This window comes from Sediminibacterium sp. FW305-C-61, from assembly GCF_058231065.1.
On the sequence record NZ_JBIQXR010000001.1, the window covers coordinates 168,024 to 183,471 of the forward strand.

General features: G+C 38.7%; 17 protein-coding genes. 9 read left to right on the forward strand and 8 right to left on the reverse strand.

The annotated features are described in order from the left end of the window. The first annotated feature begins 34 nt into the window (after nucleotides 1–34). On the forward strand, nucleotides 35–892 hold the full coding sequence (locus ACH30E_RS00595; protein ID WP_490823180.1) for a UDP-2,3-diacylglucosamine diphosphatase: 858 nt from the start codon (nucleotides 35–37) through the stop codon (nucleotides 890–892). After that, nucleotides 889–1,938 (forward strand): glycosyltransferase family protein, encoded by a 1,050-nt coding sequence (locus ACH30E_RS00600; protein WP_490823181.1) that lies wholly within the window; start codon nucleotides 889–891, stop codon nucleotides 1,936–1,938. Before ACH30E_RS00595 ends, ACH30E_RS00600 begins: the two co-directional genes overlap by 4 nt. A gap of 22 nt (nucleotides 1,939–1,960) precedes the next feature. On the opposite strand, the gene ACH30E_RS00605 is transcribed toward ACH30E_RS00600, so the two are convergent. From ACH30E_RS00605 to ACH30E_RS00625, 5 genes are all read right to left on the reverse strand, one after another. After that, nucleotides 1,961–2,842 carry a flavin reductase family protein gene (locus tag ACH30E_RS00605; protein ID WP_294989100.1) on the reverse strand — a complete coding sequence of 294 codons (882 nt, stop codon included), beginning with the start codon at nucleotides 2,840–2,842 and terminating at the stop codon, nucleotides 1,961–1,963. A 119-nt stretch (nucleotides 2,843–2,961) separates the two neighbouring features. Further along, a complete protein-coding gene (locus ACH30E_RS00610; protein WP_294989103.1) occupies nucleotides 2,962–3,621 on the reverse strand; it encodes a phosphatidylserine decarboxylase family protein in 660 nt (219 codons plus the stop codon). 54 nt (nucleotides 3,622–3,675) lie between these two features. Further along, on the reverse strand, nucleotides 3,676–4,539 hold the full coding sequence (locus ACH30E_RS00615) for a phosphatidate cytidylyltransferase (protein ID WP_490823182.1): 864 nt from the start codon (nucleotides 4,537–4,539) through the stop codon (nucleotides 3,676–3,678). Between the two features lie 100 nt (nucleotides 4,540–4,639). After that, the gene (locus tag ACH30E_RS00620; protein WP_294989109.1) at nucleotides 4,640–4,846 is read right to left on the reverse strand and encodes a putative signal transducing protein; all 207 of its coding nucleotides are present in this window, start codon (nucleotides 4,844–4,846) and stop codon (nucleotides 4,640–4,642) included. Beyond that, the gene (locus ACH30E_RS00625; RefSeq protein ID WP_490823183.1) at nucleotides 4,839–5,768 is read right to left on the reverse strand and encodes a CPBP family intramembrane glutamic endopeptidase; all 930 of its coding nucleotides are present in this window, start codon (nucleotides 5,766–5,768) and stop codon (nucleotides 4,839–4,841) included. Before ACH30E_RS00625 ends, ACH30E_RS00620 begins: the two co-directional genes overlap by 8 nt. A 117-nt stretch (nucleotides 5,769–5,885) precedes the next feature. Between ACH30E_RS00625 and dusB the strand changes: the two genes are divergently transcribed. Further along, nucleotides 5,886–6,923 carry a tRNA dihydrouridine synthase DusB gene (gene dusB / locus ACH30E_RS00630; protein WP_490823184.1) on the forward strand — a complete coding sequence of 346 codons (1,038 nt, stop codon included), beginning with the start codon at nucleotides 5,886–5,888 and terminating at the stop codon, nucleotides 6,921–6,923. Between the two features lie 59 nt (nucleotides 6,924–6,982). Here dusB and ACH30E_RS00635 read toward each other — a convergent pair whose 3' ends face one another. The 3 genes from ACH30E_RS00635 to ACH30E_RS00645 form a co-directional block, all read right to left on the reverse strand. Further along, on the reverse strand, nucleotides 6,983–7,363 hold the full coding sequence (locus ACH30E_RS00635) for an endonuclease domain-containing protein (RefSeq protein ID WP_490823185.1): 381 nt from the start codon (nucleotides 7,361–7,363) through the stop codon (nucleotides 6,983–6,985). A gap of 124 nt (nucleotides 7,364–7,487) precedes the next feature. After that, the gene (locus ACH30E_RS00640; protein WP_490823186.1) at nucleotides 7,488–8,087 is read right to left on the reverse strand and encodes a glutathione peroxidase; all 600 of its coding nucleotides are present in this window, start codon (nucleotides 8,085–8,087) and stop codon (nucleotides 7,488–7,490) included. Nucleotides 8,088–8,186: 99 nt separating this feature from the next. Then, entirely contained in the window at nucleotides 8,187–9,563 is a 1,377-nt protein-coding gene (locus tag ACH30E_RS00645) for an aldehyde dehydrogenase (protein WP_490823187.1), read from the reverse strand. A gap of 102 nt (nucleotides 9,564–9,665) precedes the next feature. Between ACH30E_RS00645 and ACH30E_RS00650 the strand changes: the two genes are divergently transcribed. The 6 genes from ACH30E_RS00650 to ACH30E_RS00675 all read left to right on the forward strand — a co-directional run bounded on the left by ACH30E_RS00650 (nucleotide 9,666) and on the right by ACH30E_RS00675 (nucleotide 15,417). Then, the gene (locus ACH30E_RS00650; protein ID WP_294989125.1) at nucleotides 9,666–10,655 is read left to right on the forward strand and encodes a potassium channel beta subunit family protein; all 990 of its coding nucleotides are present in this window, start codon (nucleotides 9,666–9,668) and stop codon (nucleotides 10,653–10,655) included. 174 nt (nucleotides 10,656–10,829) lie between these two features. Next, nucleotides 10,830–11,348, forward strand: a complete 519-nt coding sequence (locus ACH30E_RS00655) for an RNA polymerase sigma factor (protein WP_490823188.1) — start codon at nucleotides 10,830–10,832, stop codon at nucleotides 11,346–11,348. Further along, entirely contained in the window at nucleotides 11,341–12,063 is a 723-nt protein-coding gene (locus tag ACH30E_RS00660; RefSeq protein WP_490823189.1) for a hypothetical protein, read from the forward strand. Before ACH30E_RS00655 ends, ACH30E_RS00660 begins: the two co-directional genes overlap by 8 nt. A 12-nt stretch (nucleotides 12,064–12,075) precedes the next feature. Continuing rightward, entirely contained in the window at nucleotides 12,076–13,488 is a 1,413-nt protein-coding gene (locus tag ACH30E_RS00665; protein WP_490823190.1) for a DUF4097 family beta strand repeat-containing protein, read from the forward strand. Between the two features lie 271 nt (nucleotides 13,489–13,759). After that, complete coding sequence (locus tag ACH30E_RS00670; RefSeq protein WP_294989135.1) at nucleotides 13,760–15,019, forward strand: hemolysin family protein; 1,260 nt, start codon at nucleotides 13,760–13,762, stop codon at nucleotides 15,017–15,019. Continuing rightward, nucleotides 15,019–15,417 (forward strand): nucleoside 2-deoxyribosyltransferase, encoded by a 399-nt coding sequence (locus tag ACH30E_RS00675; protein WP_490823191.1) that lies wholly within the window; start codon nucleotides 15,019–15,021, stop codon nucleotides 15,415–15,417. The genes ACH30E_RS00670 and ACH30E_RS00675 overlap by 1 nt, the downstream gene beginning before the upstream one ends. The last annotated feature ends 31 nt before the right edge of the window (nucleotides 15,418–15,448 follow it).

Sequence of the window (15,448 nt, forward strand, 5' to 3'; positions counted from 1 at the left end):
ACTACCGGAGCAATTTTGCTAAACTCCACAGTGTATGGACAGACGTACTTTAGATGTGGTGGTGATGAGCGATCTTCATTTGGGCACTTATGGTTGTCATGCCAAAGAAATTGTCAATTACCTCAAAAGCATTCAGCCACAGATCCTGGTTTTGAATGGCGACATCATCGATATCTGGCAATTCAACAAACGCTATTTCCCCGTTGCACACATGCAGGTAATTAAAGAAATTATGAACCTGCTTAGTAAAGGTACCCGCGTGATTTATATTACCGGCAATCATGATGAGGCATTACGCAGATATTCAGACATGCATATGGGTAATTTCCAGCTTACAGATAAAGTAGTGATGGAAATTAATGGTAAAATGACCTGGATCTTTCATGGTGATGTGTTTGATGCCACTACCAAAGGAAGCGCTAAACTCCTGGCCAAACTTGGCGGACACGGATACGATCTTCTTATACTGATCAACAGCCTGATTAATCGATGCTTAAAAATGATAGGCAGAGAGAAGATGAGCTTCAGCAAAAAGGTAAAAAACAGTGTAAAAAAGGCAGTAGCATGGATCGGAAATTTTGAACAGACTGCAGCAGAATTGGCCATTGAAAAAAAATACGACTATGTTATCTGCGGACATATACATCAACCTCAGAAACGCATCATTAGTACAAAAGAAGGATCAGTTACCTATTTAAACAGTGGTGACTGGATAGAGAATCTTACCGCTTTAGAATACCAGCATAATGAATGGACCATTTACCACTATGATGAAAAAGAGTTTGAAGCTGCAAACACTCCTGTGGTAACGATGGAAAAGAAATTACCACAATTGAATGTAGTAACGGATGAGATAGCATTATTCATTCACTCCTTAGCCATACAATCATGAGTTTGAAAATATTATATGCGGTACAGGCCACCGGAAACGGACATATTAGTCGTGCCATGGAACTAATGCCCTACCTGCAGCAATATGGGGAAGTAGATGTATTTCTGAGTGGGAGTAATAGCAATCTGACACCAAATCTACCTATCAGATATCGTAGCAATGGGTTGAGTTTATTTTATGGAAATACCGGTGGATTAGATTACTGGCGCATGTGGAAGGAGTTGAATCTTAGAAGAGTTTGGAAAGAAGCAAAAGCTTTACCAGTTGAAAAATATGACCTTGTACTTAATGATTTCGACAGCATCACTTCCCTGGCCTGTGCACTTAAAAAAGTACCAAGTGTAGGATTTGGACATCAGGCAAGTTTTCAGAGTAGTTTAACACCAAGAGCAGGCAAAAAAGATATTGCCGGAGAAATGATTCTCAGGCATTATGCAAAAGCAACAGCTTATATCGGATTGCATTTTAGTCAGTATGATGATTTTATTTATGCGCCGATACTAAAAGAAGAGGTATTACAAGCACAGCCTGTAAAAGGGAATCATGTAACCGTTTATTTATCACATTATAGCGATGAAGTAGTAATACAGGCGCTGGCTGGTATAAAAGATATTCAGTTCGAAATATTTTCTAAAAAAGCAACTCAAAAAAAACAAACTGGAAATATTACCCTTATACCAATCAGTAACGATGGATTTAGCCACAGTATGATTAATGCCGCTGGTGTAATTACAGGTGCCGGATTTGAAACCCCCGCCGAAGCGCTTTATCTTGGAAAGCAATTATTGTGCTTACCTATTCGGGGGCAATATGAGCAATTGTGTAACGCTGCTGCCCTGAAAGATTTCAACGTAACAATCATTGATAAGATTAACACATCCTTTCAGCAGCAGGTAATGAATTGGATTCAAAATACAGCCGTGAAACAATTAACAATCACTCACAGTACTTATGAGATTGTTCAAAAAACAATAGAATTGGGAAGAAGTCTTAGAAAAGAATCAGACATAACACTAATGCCTGAAATATTTTCTTACCAGAAATAAAACAAGTCAATAACCTCCTTTTTTAAAGGCAAAGCAAAACCTGCCAGGCATGGTCTATTTTGCCCTCATTTAATAACTCTGCGGCATACTTGTGTAATTCTGTTTCCATTTCGGTAGGACTAACAGCATAATACTGAAAGATATTTTTTACCCTGTCGTCTGCAAAAGCGGCATTAATATCAGGAAGCTCATGCACATTGCCTAGCATCCCTAAATGATTTCCGGTAAGAATAGGGCTATGTTTAATAGCATCCGGAAGTTGATCAATACCGATTCCAAGCTGGGTGTTAGGCTTGGGCACTTTGAATAAATTATCTTTCGAAACCTTACAATACCAGTCGCCACCAAGTCTGGCTACAAGCTGTAATTTTTGTTGATCTATTTTCCCCTGCTCATCCAGAATGGTTTCATCTACATGCATACAGAGTACTTCGGCAATTACCAATTGACCCGCACCACCGATCTCACCCAGGCTTTTTACTTCGTTTACTTTACATTCTAATTTGATCTTTGCTTCTTTCACCATTGGTGGTGTTACCCTGGTGGATGGTTCTGCGGTAAACCCAGCTTTCACAAATTCGTTCACCTCTTTTGGGAACTCACAACTAGATAAACTTACCTGTTGTACCATTTCATAATCAACAATATTAATTACGCACTCAGGAACTTCAAGTACATTTTCCAGTGTGTGTTTGGTGGTATTATCGCGTCCCCGTCTTGAAGGTGAAAAAATAACGATGGGTGGATTAGAAGAAAACAAGTTGAAAAAACTAAATGGACTCAGGTTTACGTTTCCTGCCTTATCAATTGTACTTGCCAGACAAATGGGTCTTGGTGCAATCGCATGTTGCAACCACTGCTGTTTTTCCATAACAGGTAAAGAACTGATGTCGATCGTTTTCATTTGTTTCTTTTACTCTGCGAAACCTCCGCTTCTCATATTCTCTGCGGTGAATATTCGGTAAAATCACCGCAGAGAATATGAGAAGCAGAGGTTTCGCAGAGGGGTGTTTAGAGAAGAATTTATTCCCAGCTTGCAAGTACGGTTACACCGCCTTGTACTACCTGGTTCATGGTTACATCTATCTTGGTACCGATAGGTAATAAAATATCGACACGACTGCCAAATTTTATAAAACCATATTCATCACACTGTTTTACCTGCTGTCCTACAGAAGTATAATTACAAATGCGTTTGGCCAATGCTCCTGCAATTTGTTTGTAAAGAATGGTGCCGTAATTATTTTTTACTGCCACGCTCCATCTCTCATTTTCAGTAGAAGATTTTGGATGCCATGCCACCAGATATTTTCCTTTATGGTATTGGTTGTAAATCACTTCACCGTTCATTGGATTACGGTTCACATGAACATTTGCCGGACTCATAAAAATACTTACCTGAATTCTTTTGTCTTTAAAGTATTCCTCGTCGACTGTTTCTTCAATCACCACTACTTTGCCATCTGCCGGGCAAATCAACTTTTTATCATCCATGGTATGGACGCGGTTGGGAATCCTGAAAAAGGATACCAGGAATAATAACAGCCCAAGTGTAATGATAAAAATAACGATCGCCAGCCAGGGCATTGAGGCGCTGAAAAGGGTAAACGAGGCCACATTTACTATCCCGAAAATCAAAGCACTGATGCCAATAGTCTGGTAGCCTTCACGATGAATGGTCATGATAATGAATTAAGCAACAAAGTTAAACGAATGAAGGAATAAATTGGTGGTTTATTAGCGCGCTAAAAACAATATCAACCATACATAGGGTGTTGCCAGCAATAAGGAATCGAATCTGTCAAGAAAACCACCGTGACCGGGCATAAAGCTGCCACTGTCTTTAACGCTTGCCATTCGCTTTAATTTACTTTCGAACAGGTCGCCGATAGTACCCATTACAGCGGCAGTAACTGTTACTAAAATTATTTTGAAAAGGCTTAGTTCAAGCCAGTAAACACAAACTGCACTTATTACTACCACTGCCAGTATTGCGCCACCAACAGTGCCTTCCCAGGTTTTTTTAGGTGAAATGGGGGAAAAAGGTGTTTTACCGATCAATGAACCTACTATATAAGCCATGGTATCGTTGATCCAAATTGTAGCGATAATGATCATTGGCAATAACCAACCCGCTTCAGGAAATTTTGGAGAATACATTTTATTATATAAATCAAGCAGAAGGGCCCATGACAATGAGATATATAATAATCCTCCAATGGTATAGGCAATGATTTTCCAATCTGGTATTCGCCATTTAATTATTTTAATCAGTAACAAGCCAGCTAATGAAATGATTAGGGCCCACCAGCCAATTTCATGCAGGAAATAATTACCAAGCTTAAATTCATCTCCCGTCATCCAGCACATAAAACCAAGTCCTGCCCCAATTGCTCCCCCCAAGTGAATGGGGGAAATATTTTTATACCGGAAATCAATTTTTGCGATGAGCGATTTATATTCTAACCAGCATCCTATATGAATAACCATAAACAAAGCCAGAAAACTCCATTGATTCCATAATAATCCACCCAACATAACCACCACAAATACAATGGCCGTTAATGCCCGCGTACGAAAGGTTTGAAAGTTAAATGCCATGGCACGAAGGTAATACAGATAGCTTATGGTTCATCACATATGATCTATGACCTATGGTCCATTTACAATGGACTATGGTCTATAGTCTATTTGCCATATGCTAGCTTAATAAAGTTTTATTAATCAGTTCTTTTGCGGTTATTTCAAGATGATCCGGTACAAAAAGTTGAATATCACCGAACATAGGGTAACTGCTATCCTGTTTATTTAATAGCTGCACTGGTATCTGATTCTCCTCCAGCATACCTTTTATAATAGCAGCTTCAGGATAAACCCTCGTTGAAAATATTTTTTTCCAATTATGCATGTTCGTCGTTGGGTATTTCGTTGGATGAAATTGGAACCGGGGTTTGTCTGAATTGATATAATTGTTTGAAAAGAAGTATTAATAATACAAGCCCTATCAATCCCCACCACAAAGGCATGGCTTCATCCATCGTTTTTTCAATCGATTTACCTTTTGCCTGAGCAAGATAAAGTTGGGTTACAATAAAAGCATTATGCAAAAAGTGCTGTAAGATGCTCAACCATAAGTTATTGGTAAGATAGAAAATCAAACCAAGTGTAACCCCCAATGCAATCCGGGGTAGAAATCCAAAATAAGAGAAATGGATAGCGCTAAAAAGGATACTGGTTATAATAATGCCATACCAGGCATTTTTTGTCCATTGAACAAATAATTGCTGAACGGCGCCACGAAATAAAATTTCTTCAAAAACTGCCGGGGCTAATGCCATAACAATTACAGCCATTATATAATCAGTAACATTACGCATATAGGCCATGTTCAGCATTACATCTTTGTAAGCTTGTTCCATTTCCTTTGCTTTCTTCAATAAACTTTCCGGCAATGGAATTTCCTGGTTCAGTAAACCCAATGCACCACTGAAAATCATACCGGCAAATGTGATCAATACTACCAGGCCTATTTGCCTTCCTTTTATATTCAGGTTAAAACCAAAATAGGAAAAAGGCTTTTTCCCTATGATTTTTGCATAAAATATTGCAGGAAGCATAAAAGCAATGAAAGTTGCTCCCGTATTAAGTATTCTTGAAATATGGGCATTTTCGGGTTTATTCATGGCTTCTGGCACCCTAAGCATTGGAACATCAAAAATATTGGCTCCTATTGCCAAACTCAGCAAAGACCCGACAATCATTCCGGTGCCAACAAGGCCAAGTAAGATTAAAAACTGAACAGGAAAACTAAACTGTGCCTTCTGATTCATGTGGTTGAAAAATAAGCTCGTAAATTTGCAGCCGGTTGGCTGGCAGACTAAGATACAGGTATCCTGTTTAAAATAAGTTACCAGTTAAGAAAAAGAGAAAACACCGCTTTTTACATCATGGTTAAAATTGATACGATAACATTACCAGATTTCCCGCTTTTACTGGCACCTATGGAAGATGTAAGTGACCCTCCCTTCCGGGCAGTATGTAAAGAAAATGGGGCCGACCTGATGTATACCGAGTTTATAAGCAGTGAAGGGTTGATTCGAGACGCCATTAAAAGCCGCCGCAAACTGGATATTTTCGATTATGAACGTCCAATTGGCATACAGATATTTGGGGGTGACGAAGAAAGTCTTGCCCTGGCAGCAAAAATTGTAGATGTAACCAATCCAGATCTGCTCGATATTAATTTCGGATGCCCGGTAAAAAAAGTAGCCGGAAAAGGTGCAGGTGCAGGTGTACTCAAAGACCTTGACCTGATGGTGCGACTTACCGATGCGGTAGTAAAATCTACCCGCTTGCCTGTAACGGTAAAAACAAGGCTTGGTTGGGATGACACTTCAAAAAATATTGAAGAAGTAGCTGAAAGGTTGCAGGATGTTGGTATCAAGGCATTAAGTATTCATGGCCGTACAAGGGCTCAGATGTATAAAGGGGAGGCAGACTGGACACTTATTGCCAAAGTAAAAAACAATCCAAGAATCAATATTCCCATTTTTGGTAATGGAGATATTGATAGCCCGCAAAAAGCATTGGCTTATAAAAACAAATATGGTGTTGATGGTATTATGATCGGTCGGGCCGCGATCGGTTATCCATGGATATTTCGTGAGATAAAACATTTTGTGCAAACAGGAGAACTACTTGCCCCACCTACCGTGGTAGAAAGAGTAAGCGTTTGCAGACAGCATTTACGGAAATCGATTGAATGGAAAGGGCTAATAGTTGGCATTAATGAAATGCGCAGACATTATGCCAACTACCTGAAAGGGTTACCCGGCATAAAAGACTATCGTAACAGACTGGTTACTTTAAAAACAATGGAAGAAGTAGAAGCTGTTTTAGATGAAGTAGCTGAAAATTACAAAGATTTTGTAATGGAAAGACAGACCATTGAACTGGTAAATTACCACGAAAATTGCCCTCTTTAACTCACCCTGGCCCTCTCTGCTTCGCAAAGAGGGGATAATGAGGAGTATATTATAGCTTACTATTTTAAGGCGTGACGGATTTTTTGAAGGGTCCCTTTTATGTCATGGTTAACCTCATGATTTAGGATTCGTAATACTTTTAAACCTAGTTCATTCATGATATAATCACGGGATGCATCATACTCCTTTTGCTGTTCGTGAATCAATCCATCAATCTCAAGTACTAATTTTTTTTCTGCACAATAAAAATCAGCGTAAAAAAAATGAAACCGACCTGAAGTTTTCCAGACTTTAATTGGGTGCTGTCTTAAAAATTTAAACCCATCCAACTGTCTGTTTCTTAAAAGTTGCCAGATGATTGATTCTTCAGGTGTTTGATTCTTGCGTAGATACCTTGAGAAGTATTTTGAACTCAAAGGAGATATTGGCGTTTGTTTCATTTTGTTGTTTTATTTGTATCTACAAAACAACAACATCTCTATCCGAACCACGCACTCCACTTCAATCATATTAACTTGCATTTGTATTGCAAATACATCCCCCTCTTTGCGAAGCAGAGAGGGGTTAGGGGTGAGTTGAAAGAATCTTGAGGACACTTTCGTCCATCGGCGAAACACCTTGTGGAAAAAATGCTTCCAAAACACCCTTTTCATTTACGATATACTTACAGAAATTCCAGGTAGGCTCCTGATTGTTCCAGCCATTTAATGAACTCGTACTTAGCCACTGAAACACAGGATTCTGATCTGCCCCCTTTATTACACTACTTTTTTTAGCCAATAAAAAACTAACACCATAATTTACTTTACAAAACTCTGCTATTGCCGCATCATCACGCTGTTCTTGTTGTTTAAAATCATTTGCGGGGAAACCAATTACTACCAATCCCTGATGACTATATTGCTGATAAAGTGCTTCTAGTTCTGCGTATTGTCCTGTATAACCACAATCACTCGCAGTATTTACCAGTAATATCTTTTTCCCTTTTAATGAATCCATTGAAAGGGTGGTCCCATTATTAAGTATAATTTGAAGTTGGTAAAAAGAAGTAATTGGTTGCATTTTTTGCTTGTTTAATAAACCCTTAGAAGCTCCGCCAAAAATTTTACCAGGCAACATGATGATAGGATAGAATGTTTTTAACAATGATTGGCGCCATGTCATATCTTTTCTTTTAAGGAGTAAAATTACGATTAACAATATTAGCACTGTGATCAGTAATTTTCTTATAAATATTGAAGTGTTCATCTGTGTTATACTGTATTATAAAAACTTTTTGAAGAGTTTTAGTTTCCCTTTAAATGGAGGATATTTTAAGGAAGGATCGAACCATGTAGGTGTTTTCAATACAGCTTTCGCATGACTAAACGTATCAAAAGAATACTTACCATGATAATGCCCCGTTCCGCTAAAACCTCTTCCACCGAATGGAAGATGCTGATTGGTTACATGCCAGCTTGCATTATTGATACAGGCCGCCCCCGATGGAACCTGCTCTATCCAATGTTTGGCTGTTTTGTCGCTATTAGAGAAAACATAAAATGCCAATGGATTTGGGTTCTGCTGAATAATAGTTAATGCCTCTTCTTCTGTTGAGTATTCAATGATTGGTAAAATTGGTCCAAAAATTTCATCACGCATAATAGGACTGTCAGGCTTAACATTATCCAATAGCGTAGGAGATATATATAATGTATTAATATCGTGATCGCCCCCATGAATAATGGTAGCTTCATTCAAATAAATAAGTAACCGATGAAACTGTTTTTCATTTATAATCTTTCCATATTCATCACTTTGTTGTGGATGATCAGAAAAAAAGCGAACAATACGCTCTTTTAAAGCAGTTATCAAGGTCTCTTTTACAGACTTGTGTACCAATACATAATCTGGTGCCACACACATTTGCCCTGCATTTGAAAACTTGGTAATTACAATGCGATTAGCAGCTACCTTAATATTTGCGTCTGCAGTAACCACGCATGGACTTTTTCCACCAAGTTCCAATGTAACAGGCACTAGCCGCTCAGCAGCCATTTTGTAAATGATTTTTCCTACCGCTGTACTTCCAGTATAAAAAACATGATCAAAAGAAAACTGATTCATCATTGACGGAATAACTGCAGCACCGTCACCAGGCACAAACAATATATATTCTTTGGGAAATGTTTGTTCAATAATTTGCTGCATTACCAATGCGGTTGCTGGAGCGAATTCACTTGGTTTCAGTACGGCACAATTTCCTGCAGCAATAGCGCCAACCAATGGCATTAATAATAATTGAAGCGGATAATTCCAGGGGCCAATAATGAGTACTACTCCTAAAGGTTCTTTTATTATATAACTGCGTGAAGGAAAATTTAATAAGTTGGTCTTCTTTCTTTCTGGTTCCATCCAGGCGCTAAGCCAGTTAATAGCATGATCGATTTCATGCAGTAATAATCCATTTTCAGTAATCCATGCTTCTTCTGCACTCTTTTTTAAATCGGCATGAAGGGCTGCATAAATTTCCTGCTCATACGCTTTAATCGCATTTTTCAAGGCAAGTAACTGCTGTTTGCGAAAACTATAGGTACGGGTAGCTCCGGTTTGATGAAATGTGCGCATTGCACCCAATGAAGAAAGCAAATCGTTCGACATATATACAAGGTACATAAAAGAGCAAGCTGAAAGAAGCTTTTTTAATAAATTGCATACTCTTTCAGTCGCAACAGACATCTCACCAATTTAAAAAGTTAATATATGGAATACAGAAGAATGGGCCGAACAGGCTTGCAGTTAAGTGTTTTGAGTTATGGTAGCTGGGTAACATTTCACAAACAGATTGATGATAGTATTGCCGATGAACTGATGGGTATTGCCTATGACCAGGGTATTAATTTTTTCGACAATGCGGAAGCTTATGCTTTGGGTGAAAGTGAAAAAATGATGGGTAGAATCCTCAAAAAGAAAAACTGGGACCGCACCTCTTATACCGTTTCTTCGAAAGCCTATTTTGGATGGAGAGGAAAAGAAAACAAACCCAACCAAACAGGTCTTAGCCGCAAACATCTAATAGAAGCTTGTCATGAAGCATTAACCCGCCTTCAGCTCGACTATCTTGATTTATATTTTTGTCACCGCCCCGATACCAATGTACCTATTGAAGAAGTAGTGTGGACCATGCACAACCTTATTCAACAGGGTAAGATACTTTACTGGGGTACCAGCCAGTGGAGTGGTGCAGAAATAATGGAAGCACACAGGGTTGCACAGCAATACGGTTTAATTGGTCCAACAGTTGAACAACCTCAGTACAATATGTTTGAACGTTTTAAAATGGAACAGGATTATTTACCGGTATTTAAAAACGTAGGATTAGGAACAACCATCTGGAGTCCGTTGGCGGCAGGATTTCTAACCGGAAAATACAATGATGGGATCCCTGCAGATTCCCGTCTGGCAATCGAAGGGTTCGACTGGCTAAAAGAAAGATGGGTACAGGAGGCCAAAATTGAGAAAACCAGAAAACTAGCGCTACTTGCAAAAGAAATGAATGTAAGTCTTGCAGAGCTGGCCATTGCATGGACCATTAAAAACCCTAATGTAACTACTGCAATACTTGGTGCCACAAAAAAGCAACAGTTGGAAGAAAACCTGAAAGCATTGCAGGTATTACCCATGCTTAGCAGCGAGGTTTTAGAGAAAATAGAAGCAATACTGCAAAACAAGCCAGTGATGGATTTAGCATAAGTGGTTGAAATGCAAATACTTGAAAGCGGGGAACAGATTGATTTCCCGCTTTTTTTATGGCGTAAGTTTACCCACTGAAAAAAGTTATACCTTATTTCCAACCTTTTTAACCCTCTATACTCTTAATACAGGAACGAATCATTGGAACAGGAAATAAACATACAAACGGCTGTTGTGAGAAAAGCCTGCCTGGGGGATCAGGCATCGCAGGCTTGGCTATATAAACAGTATAGTAAAGCAATGTTTAATATATGTACCCGTATGACGGGGAATACAAGCGATGCTGAGGACCTGTTGCAGGAAGCTTTTATGATTGCGTTCCGGAACCTGAAACAATTAAAGGAACCAGCACAATTTGGAGGATGGCTCAAAAGAATCGTTGTGAATGAGTGTATTCGTTTTTGTAAAAAAAATACCTACTGGGCTCCTATGGATGAACAGTGGAACAACACCATAAGTAACGAGGAGCCAGGCTGGTGGCAAACAATAGATCTTTCAATTGTGCATAAAGAAATTAAAAATCTCCCGGACGGATGCAGACAGGTTTTTAACCTGTATGTATTGGAAGATTTTAGTCATAAAGACATCGCCTCAAACCTTGGTATATCTGAATCAACGAGTAAAAGTCAATACCATCGGGCAAGACAATTATTAAAAGAAAGAATTATAAAACAAATACAGGTAAATGGATGAGTTAAAAAAATACCTGCAACAAAACAGGGAAGCACTTGATTCCGACGAACCATCTCCAATGGTTTGGGAAAGGATACAAGTTCAGCAACCGGTAATAAAAACCATTACGGTTGTCAGTATTACCAGGTGGGTAGCTGCTGCTTGTATATTGGTTTTGGCAGGAATTGGTACCTGGACGATCTTATCAAAATCAGACAATGAGCATATTTTGAAAGAAGCAGTTGCCGTGAAAGAGTTGAAGAAACAACCTGTTGAAAATCCAACTGAACCAGCTATTGAAGCAGTGGAAACTACTCCGGCACCTATCAATACGCTTGCTTCAGCTGGCATGCATAAAAGTAAAACGCTCCCTTCCAAAACTAAAACACAAAGAGCTGATTTACTTGTTTTACAAAATGTTGAAAACAGCTTTAAACAGGTGATCAATCTTCAGCGCAATAAAGTAGGCACTATTCCAATGTATGCAGAATCAGCAGAATATTTCGCTGATTTCAAGACCCAAATGAAACAATTGGAAAAAGAAGAAAAAAGTATCAAAGCTGAAGTAGTGAAGCAGGGTCTTACAGATGATTTATTAAATCAGTTAATTAATCTATACCAGATAAAGCTTGGCACTTTAAAGCAATTACAAACCGAAATGAATAAAATAAACAACCGGGTAAAACAAATCAGGCGTCCGGTTGACAGTATTAAAACCTATTTCATACACATCTAAAACATCTATGATATGCGATTCAGTAATGTAAAAATCACCGGTTCTTTGTTAGGCATCCTGCTAGCATCTGCCGGTTTGGCACAAACCTATTCTTCAGGACAAGGGAACATTCAGTTAGCCAATGTAAGAACAACTCCGGGTAATGCAATAGTAATATCGGATAATGGTTATTCTTATACTATAAATGATACTACTAAACCACAGGAACTTAAATCAAAAGAAATCAGTCAGGAAATTGCGATGCCAAAAGGCGGTGAAATTTATGTTGAAAACAGTTCTATTGCTTTACAGGTAAAAACCTGGGATCAGGCTAAGGTGAAACTGGTTACCACCGTATATTATGAGAATGAAAGTACCTTAACTGATACAGAGTGGTTTGAAAAGGTTGGAATAAGCCTGAAAGCGCTCGGAACATCTGTGAAAATAAAATCAAATAATACAAGATTCGGTTCATTCGGTTCAACCTACAACATTTCTACCAACGGTCGTTACTCACTTGAGCCTGTTATAGTATCTGGATTCCGAACCCAATCCAGCAATGTACGCGTTGCTAACATTAAAACACAGAAAAAATTACTGGTTATTTATGTGCCTGCCGGCAGCAAAATGGATATCGAAAGCAAATATGCAGATGTACAATTACCCTCAGGCATTGGTGATGTGCTGCTCGATATTTCAAATGGCAATTTTGAAGCGGAGAACCTGAATAAACTTCGTCTTCGCTCAAAATATTCCAATGCAAATATGCGCGATATAAAAGAAGCTGAGATTGAGTTTGCTAATGGACGCCTAAGTGCGAACAATATTGATGATCTTGATATTGAAAGTAAATACGCTACCATTGAGATGGCATCTGCCAAAAAAGTTAAAATGGTTAGTACAAACGACGAGTTTGAAGTAGAAGATGCCGGAGAAGTAAGGGGTCGTAAAAATTATGGTAACCTGCGCATCACCCGTTTAACCGGTTCGCTTGAAATGGATGGTAGTAATGCAGATGTTAAAATCAGAAATGTAGGCAGTAATGTTAAGCTTATTAAAATAGACAACAGGTATGCTGATATTCGTATTCCACTACGCGATACTAAAAATTACGGAGTTAACTTCCTCGGAAGTTACAGTACAGTATATGGCGATTTTGAGAAAACCGCAGAACAAGTTACTGAGGCTGATATCACCGCTATGACAAAAAGTTCAACCAATTCACAAACTGTACTATATGCTGATGAAATCGTTGTTAAAGGTACTATGAAGGCTTCAACTGCACCATTAGTAGCTTCAACAGCTCCAAAACCTGCAACTGGTGGTACTTTAATGTTAAACCGCAGCGGATCAAATACACCTGTTAAATTCTCGGCAACAGTTGGAGACGGAAAAGGGTTGAAAATAGATATGAAGTGCCAGAATTGTACCGTTGATTTTAAATAGCATATAGCTAATTACCTATAGCAATAATATACCAACTCGGATCTATATACCCCGGATGGGTGGTCACTTGCCGGCTACCCATTCTTTTTCGATTGCTTGTTTCTTCATGTGCATTATAATCTCACACAGCCGATTCTCATGTTGTTAACGATCGGTCCGTGCCCCGTTTTTACGGGGCACTTTTTTTTGAACGAAAAACCATTGGTCTATGGACCATGGACTATCCCCCAAAAGCTATATTTCGCTTATCTTAGCATAAACAATCCTTCGCATGACGGAACTCTATACAATAGTATGGATCATTATATCACTTATTTTTATCGGTTTTTTTGCCGGGTATGAGATTGCCTTTGTCTCAGCAAACCGGTTAAGCATTGAACTGAAAAAAAAACAGGGAAAACAAAGCGGTATTATCCTCTCTGATTTTGTTGATAATCCTGCCAAATTTATCGGCACTTGTTTAATAGGGCTCAATTCCATACTTGTAATTTATGGATTACTCTTTGATGAGTTCCTCAAAGGCATTGCTTGGAATCCGGCTAATGTGAAGAATGAATACCTCAAACTTTTTATTGATACAGTTATTTCAGCGGTTGTTGTATTAATCTTTGGCGAGTTTATTCCCAAGGCCATTTTCAGGGCAAGAAATGATAGCTTGCTGAGTTTTTTTGCACCACTGGCTAAATTTTTTCATACCATTTTCGAGCCACTGACCAACTTGTTTGTAAACCTGGCACAGTGGATACTAAAATATATTTTCAATATTCGGGTTAACGATAAGCATAATGCATTTACAAAAGTTGACCTAGAACACTTTTTTCAGCAAACCAAAGAACAGGATGAAGACAACCAGGAACTCAATACAGAACTGTTTGAGAACGCCTTAAGTCTGCCAACAATTAAAATCAGACAGTGCCTTGTTCCCAGAACTGAGATTGAAGGGGTTGATAAAGACATTTCACTCGAAGAACTACGACAAAAATTTGTTCAAACCAAACTTAGCAAGTTGTTGATTTTTGATGAGAATATCGACAATATCCTGGGTTATGTTCACCAAACAGACCTGTTTAAAAAACCAGGCTCCATTAAAGAAATATTGCACCCCATACTTGCCGTACCTGAAAGTATGAGTGCTGCCGATTTGATAAATAAGTTTTCCAAAGAACGCAAAAGCATTGCCTGGGTAGTTGATGAATTCGGAGGTACTGCGGGTATTGTTACCATGGAAGATCTGCTCGAAGAAATTTTTGGGGAAATTCATGATGAATATGATGTGGAGGAATTTGTAGAAAAACAATTGGCGGATGATGAGTTTATATTAAGTGGTCGTCTGGAACTTGATTATCTCAAAGAAAAATACAACCTGGAGTTTCCGGAAAATGATTCTGAAACTTTAAGTGGTTATATTATTCAGAAACACGAATCAATTCCAACACTAAAAGAAACCATCATCATTGACGACTACCGTTTTGATATTCTCAGTGTTAGTGAAACCAGGATCGACACTGTGAAGCTTAAAATATTACGTTGATGCAACGTGCATACCTGGCTCTAAGTCTTTCAATGCGCCCCATGCTGAATCAGGTTGTGGAAGTTCTTCGGGAAATTTTAGAAGAGCAGGGCATAGCATTATTTGTTTTTGTTGACCATTTTAGTTTTACCCCTGCCGAAGAGTCCGCAATGATGCAGCAGGCATTTCAGGAGATTGACCATGCAGATCTATTAATTGCCGAATGCTCCGAAAAAGCAATCGGTGTAGGAATTGAAGCTGGCTATGCATTGGGAAAGGGTAAGAATGTCTGGTACCTGCGTCAGATTAACAGCCCTCATTCTACCACCCTTAGCGGTGCAGCCCAAAAATCCTTTATTTATTCCGACACTGCCGATCTTGGTAACCAGATAAAAAGGGAGTTACAAAAGAATAGCTGAAAAACAGGCGCTTTTGTGTTGCTCTTACCAC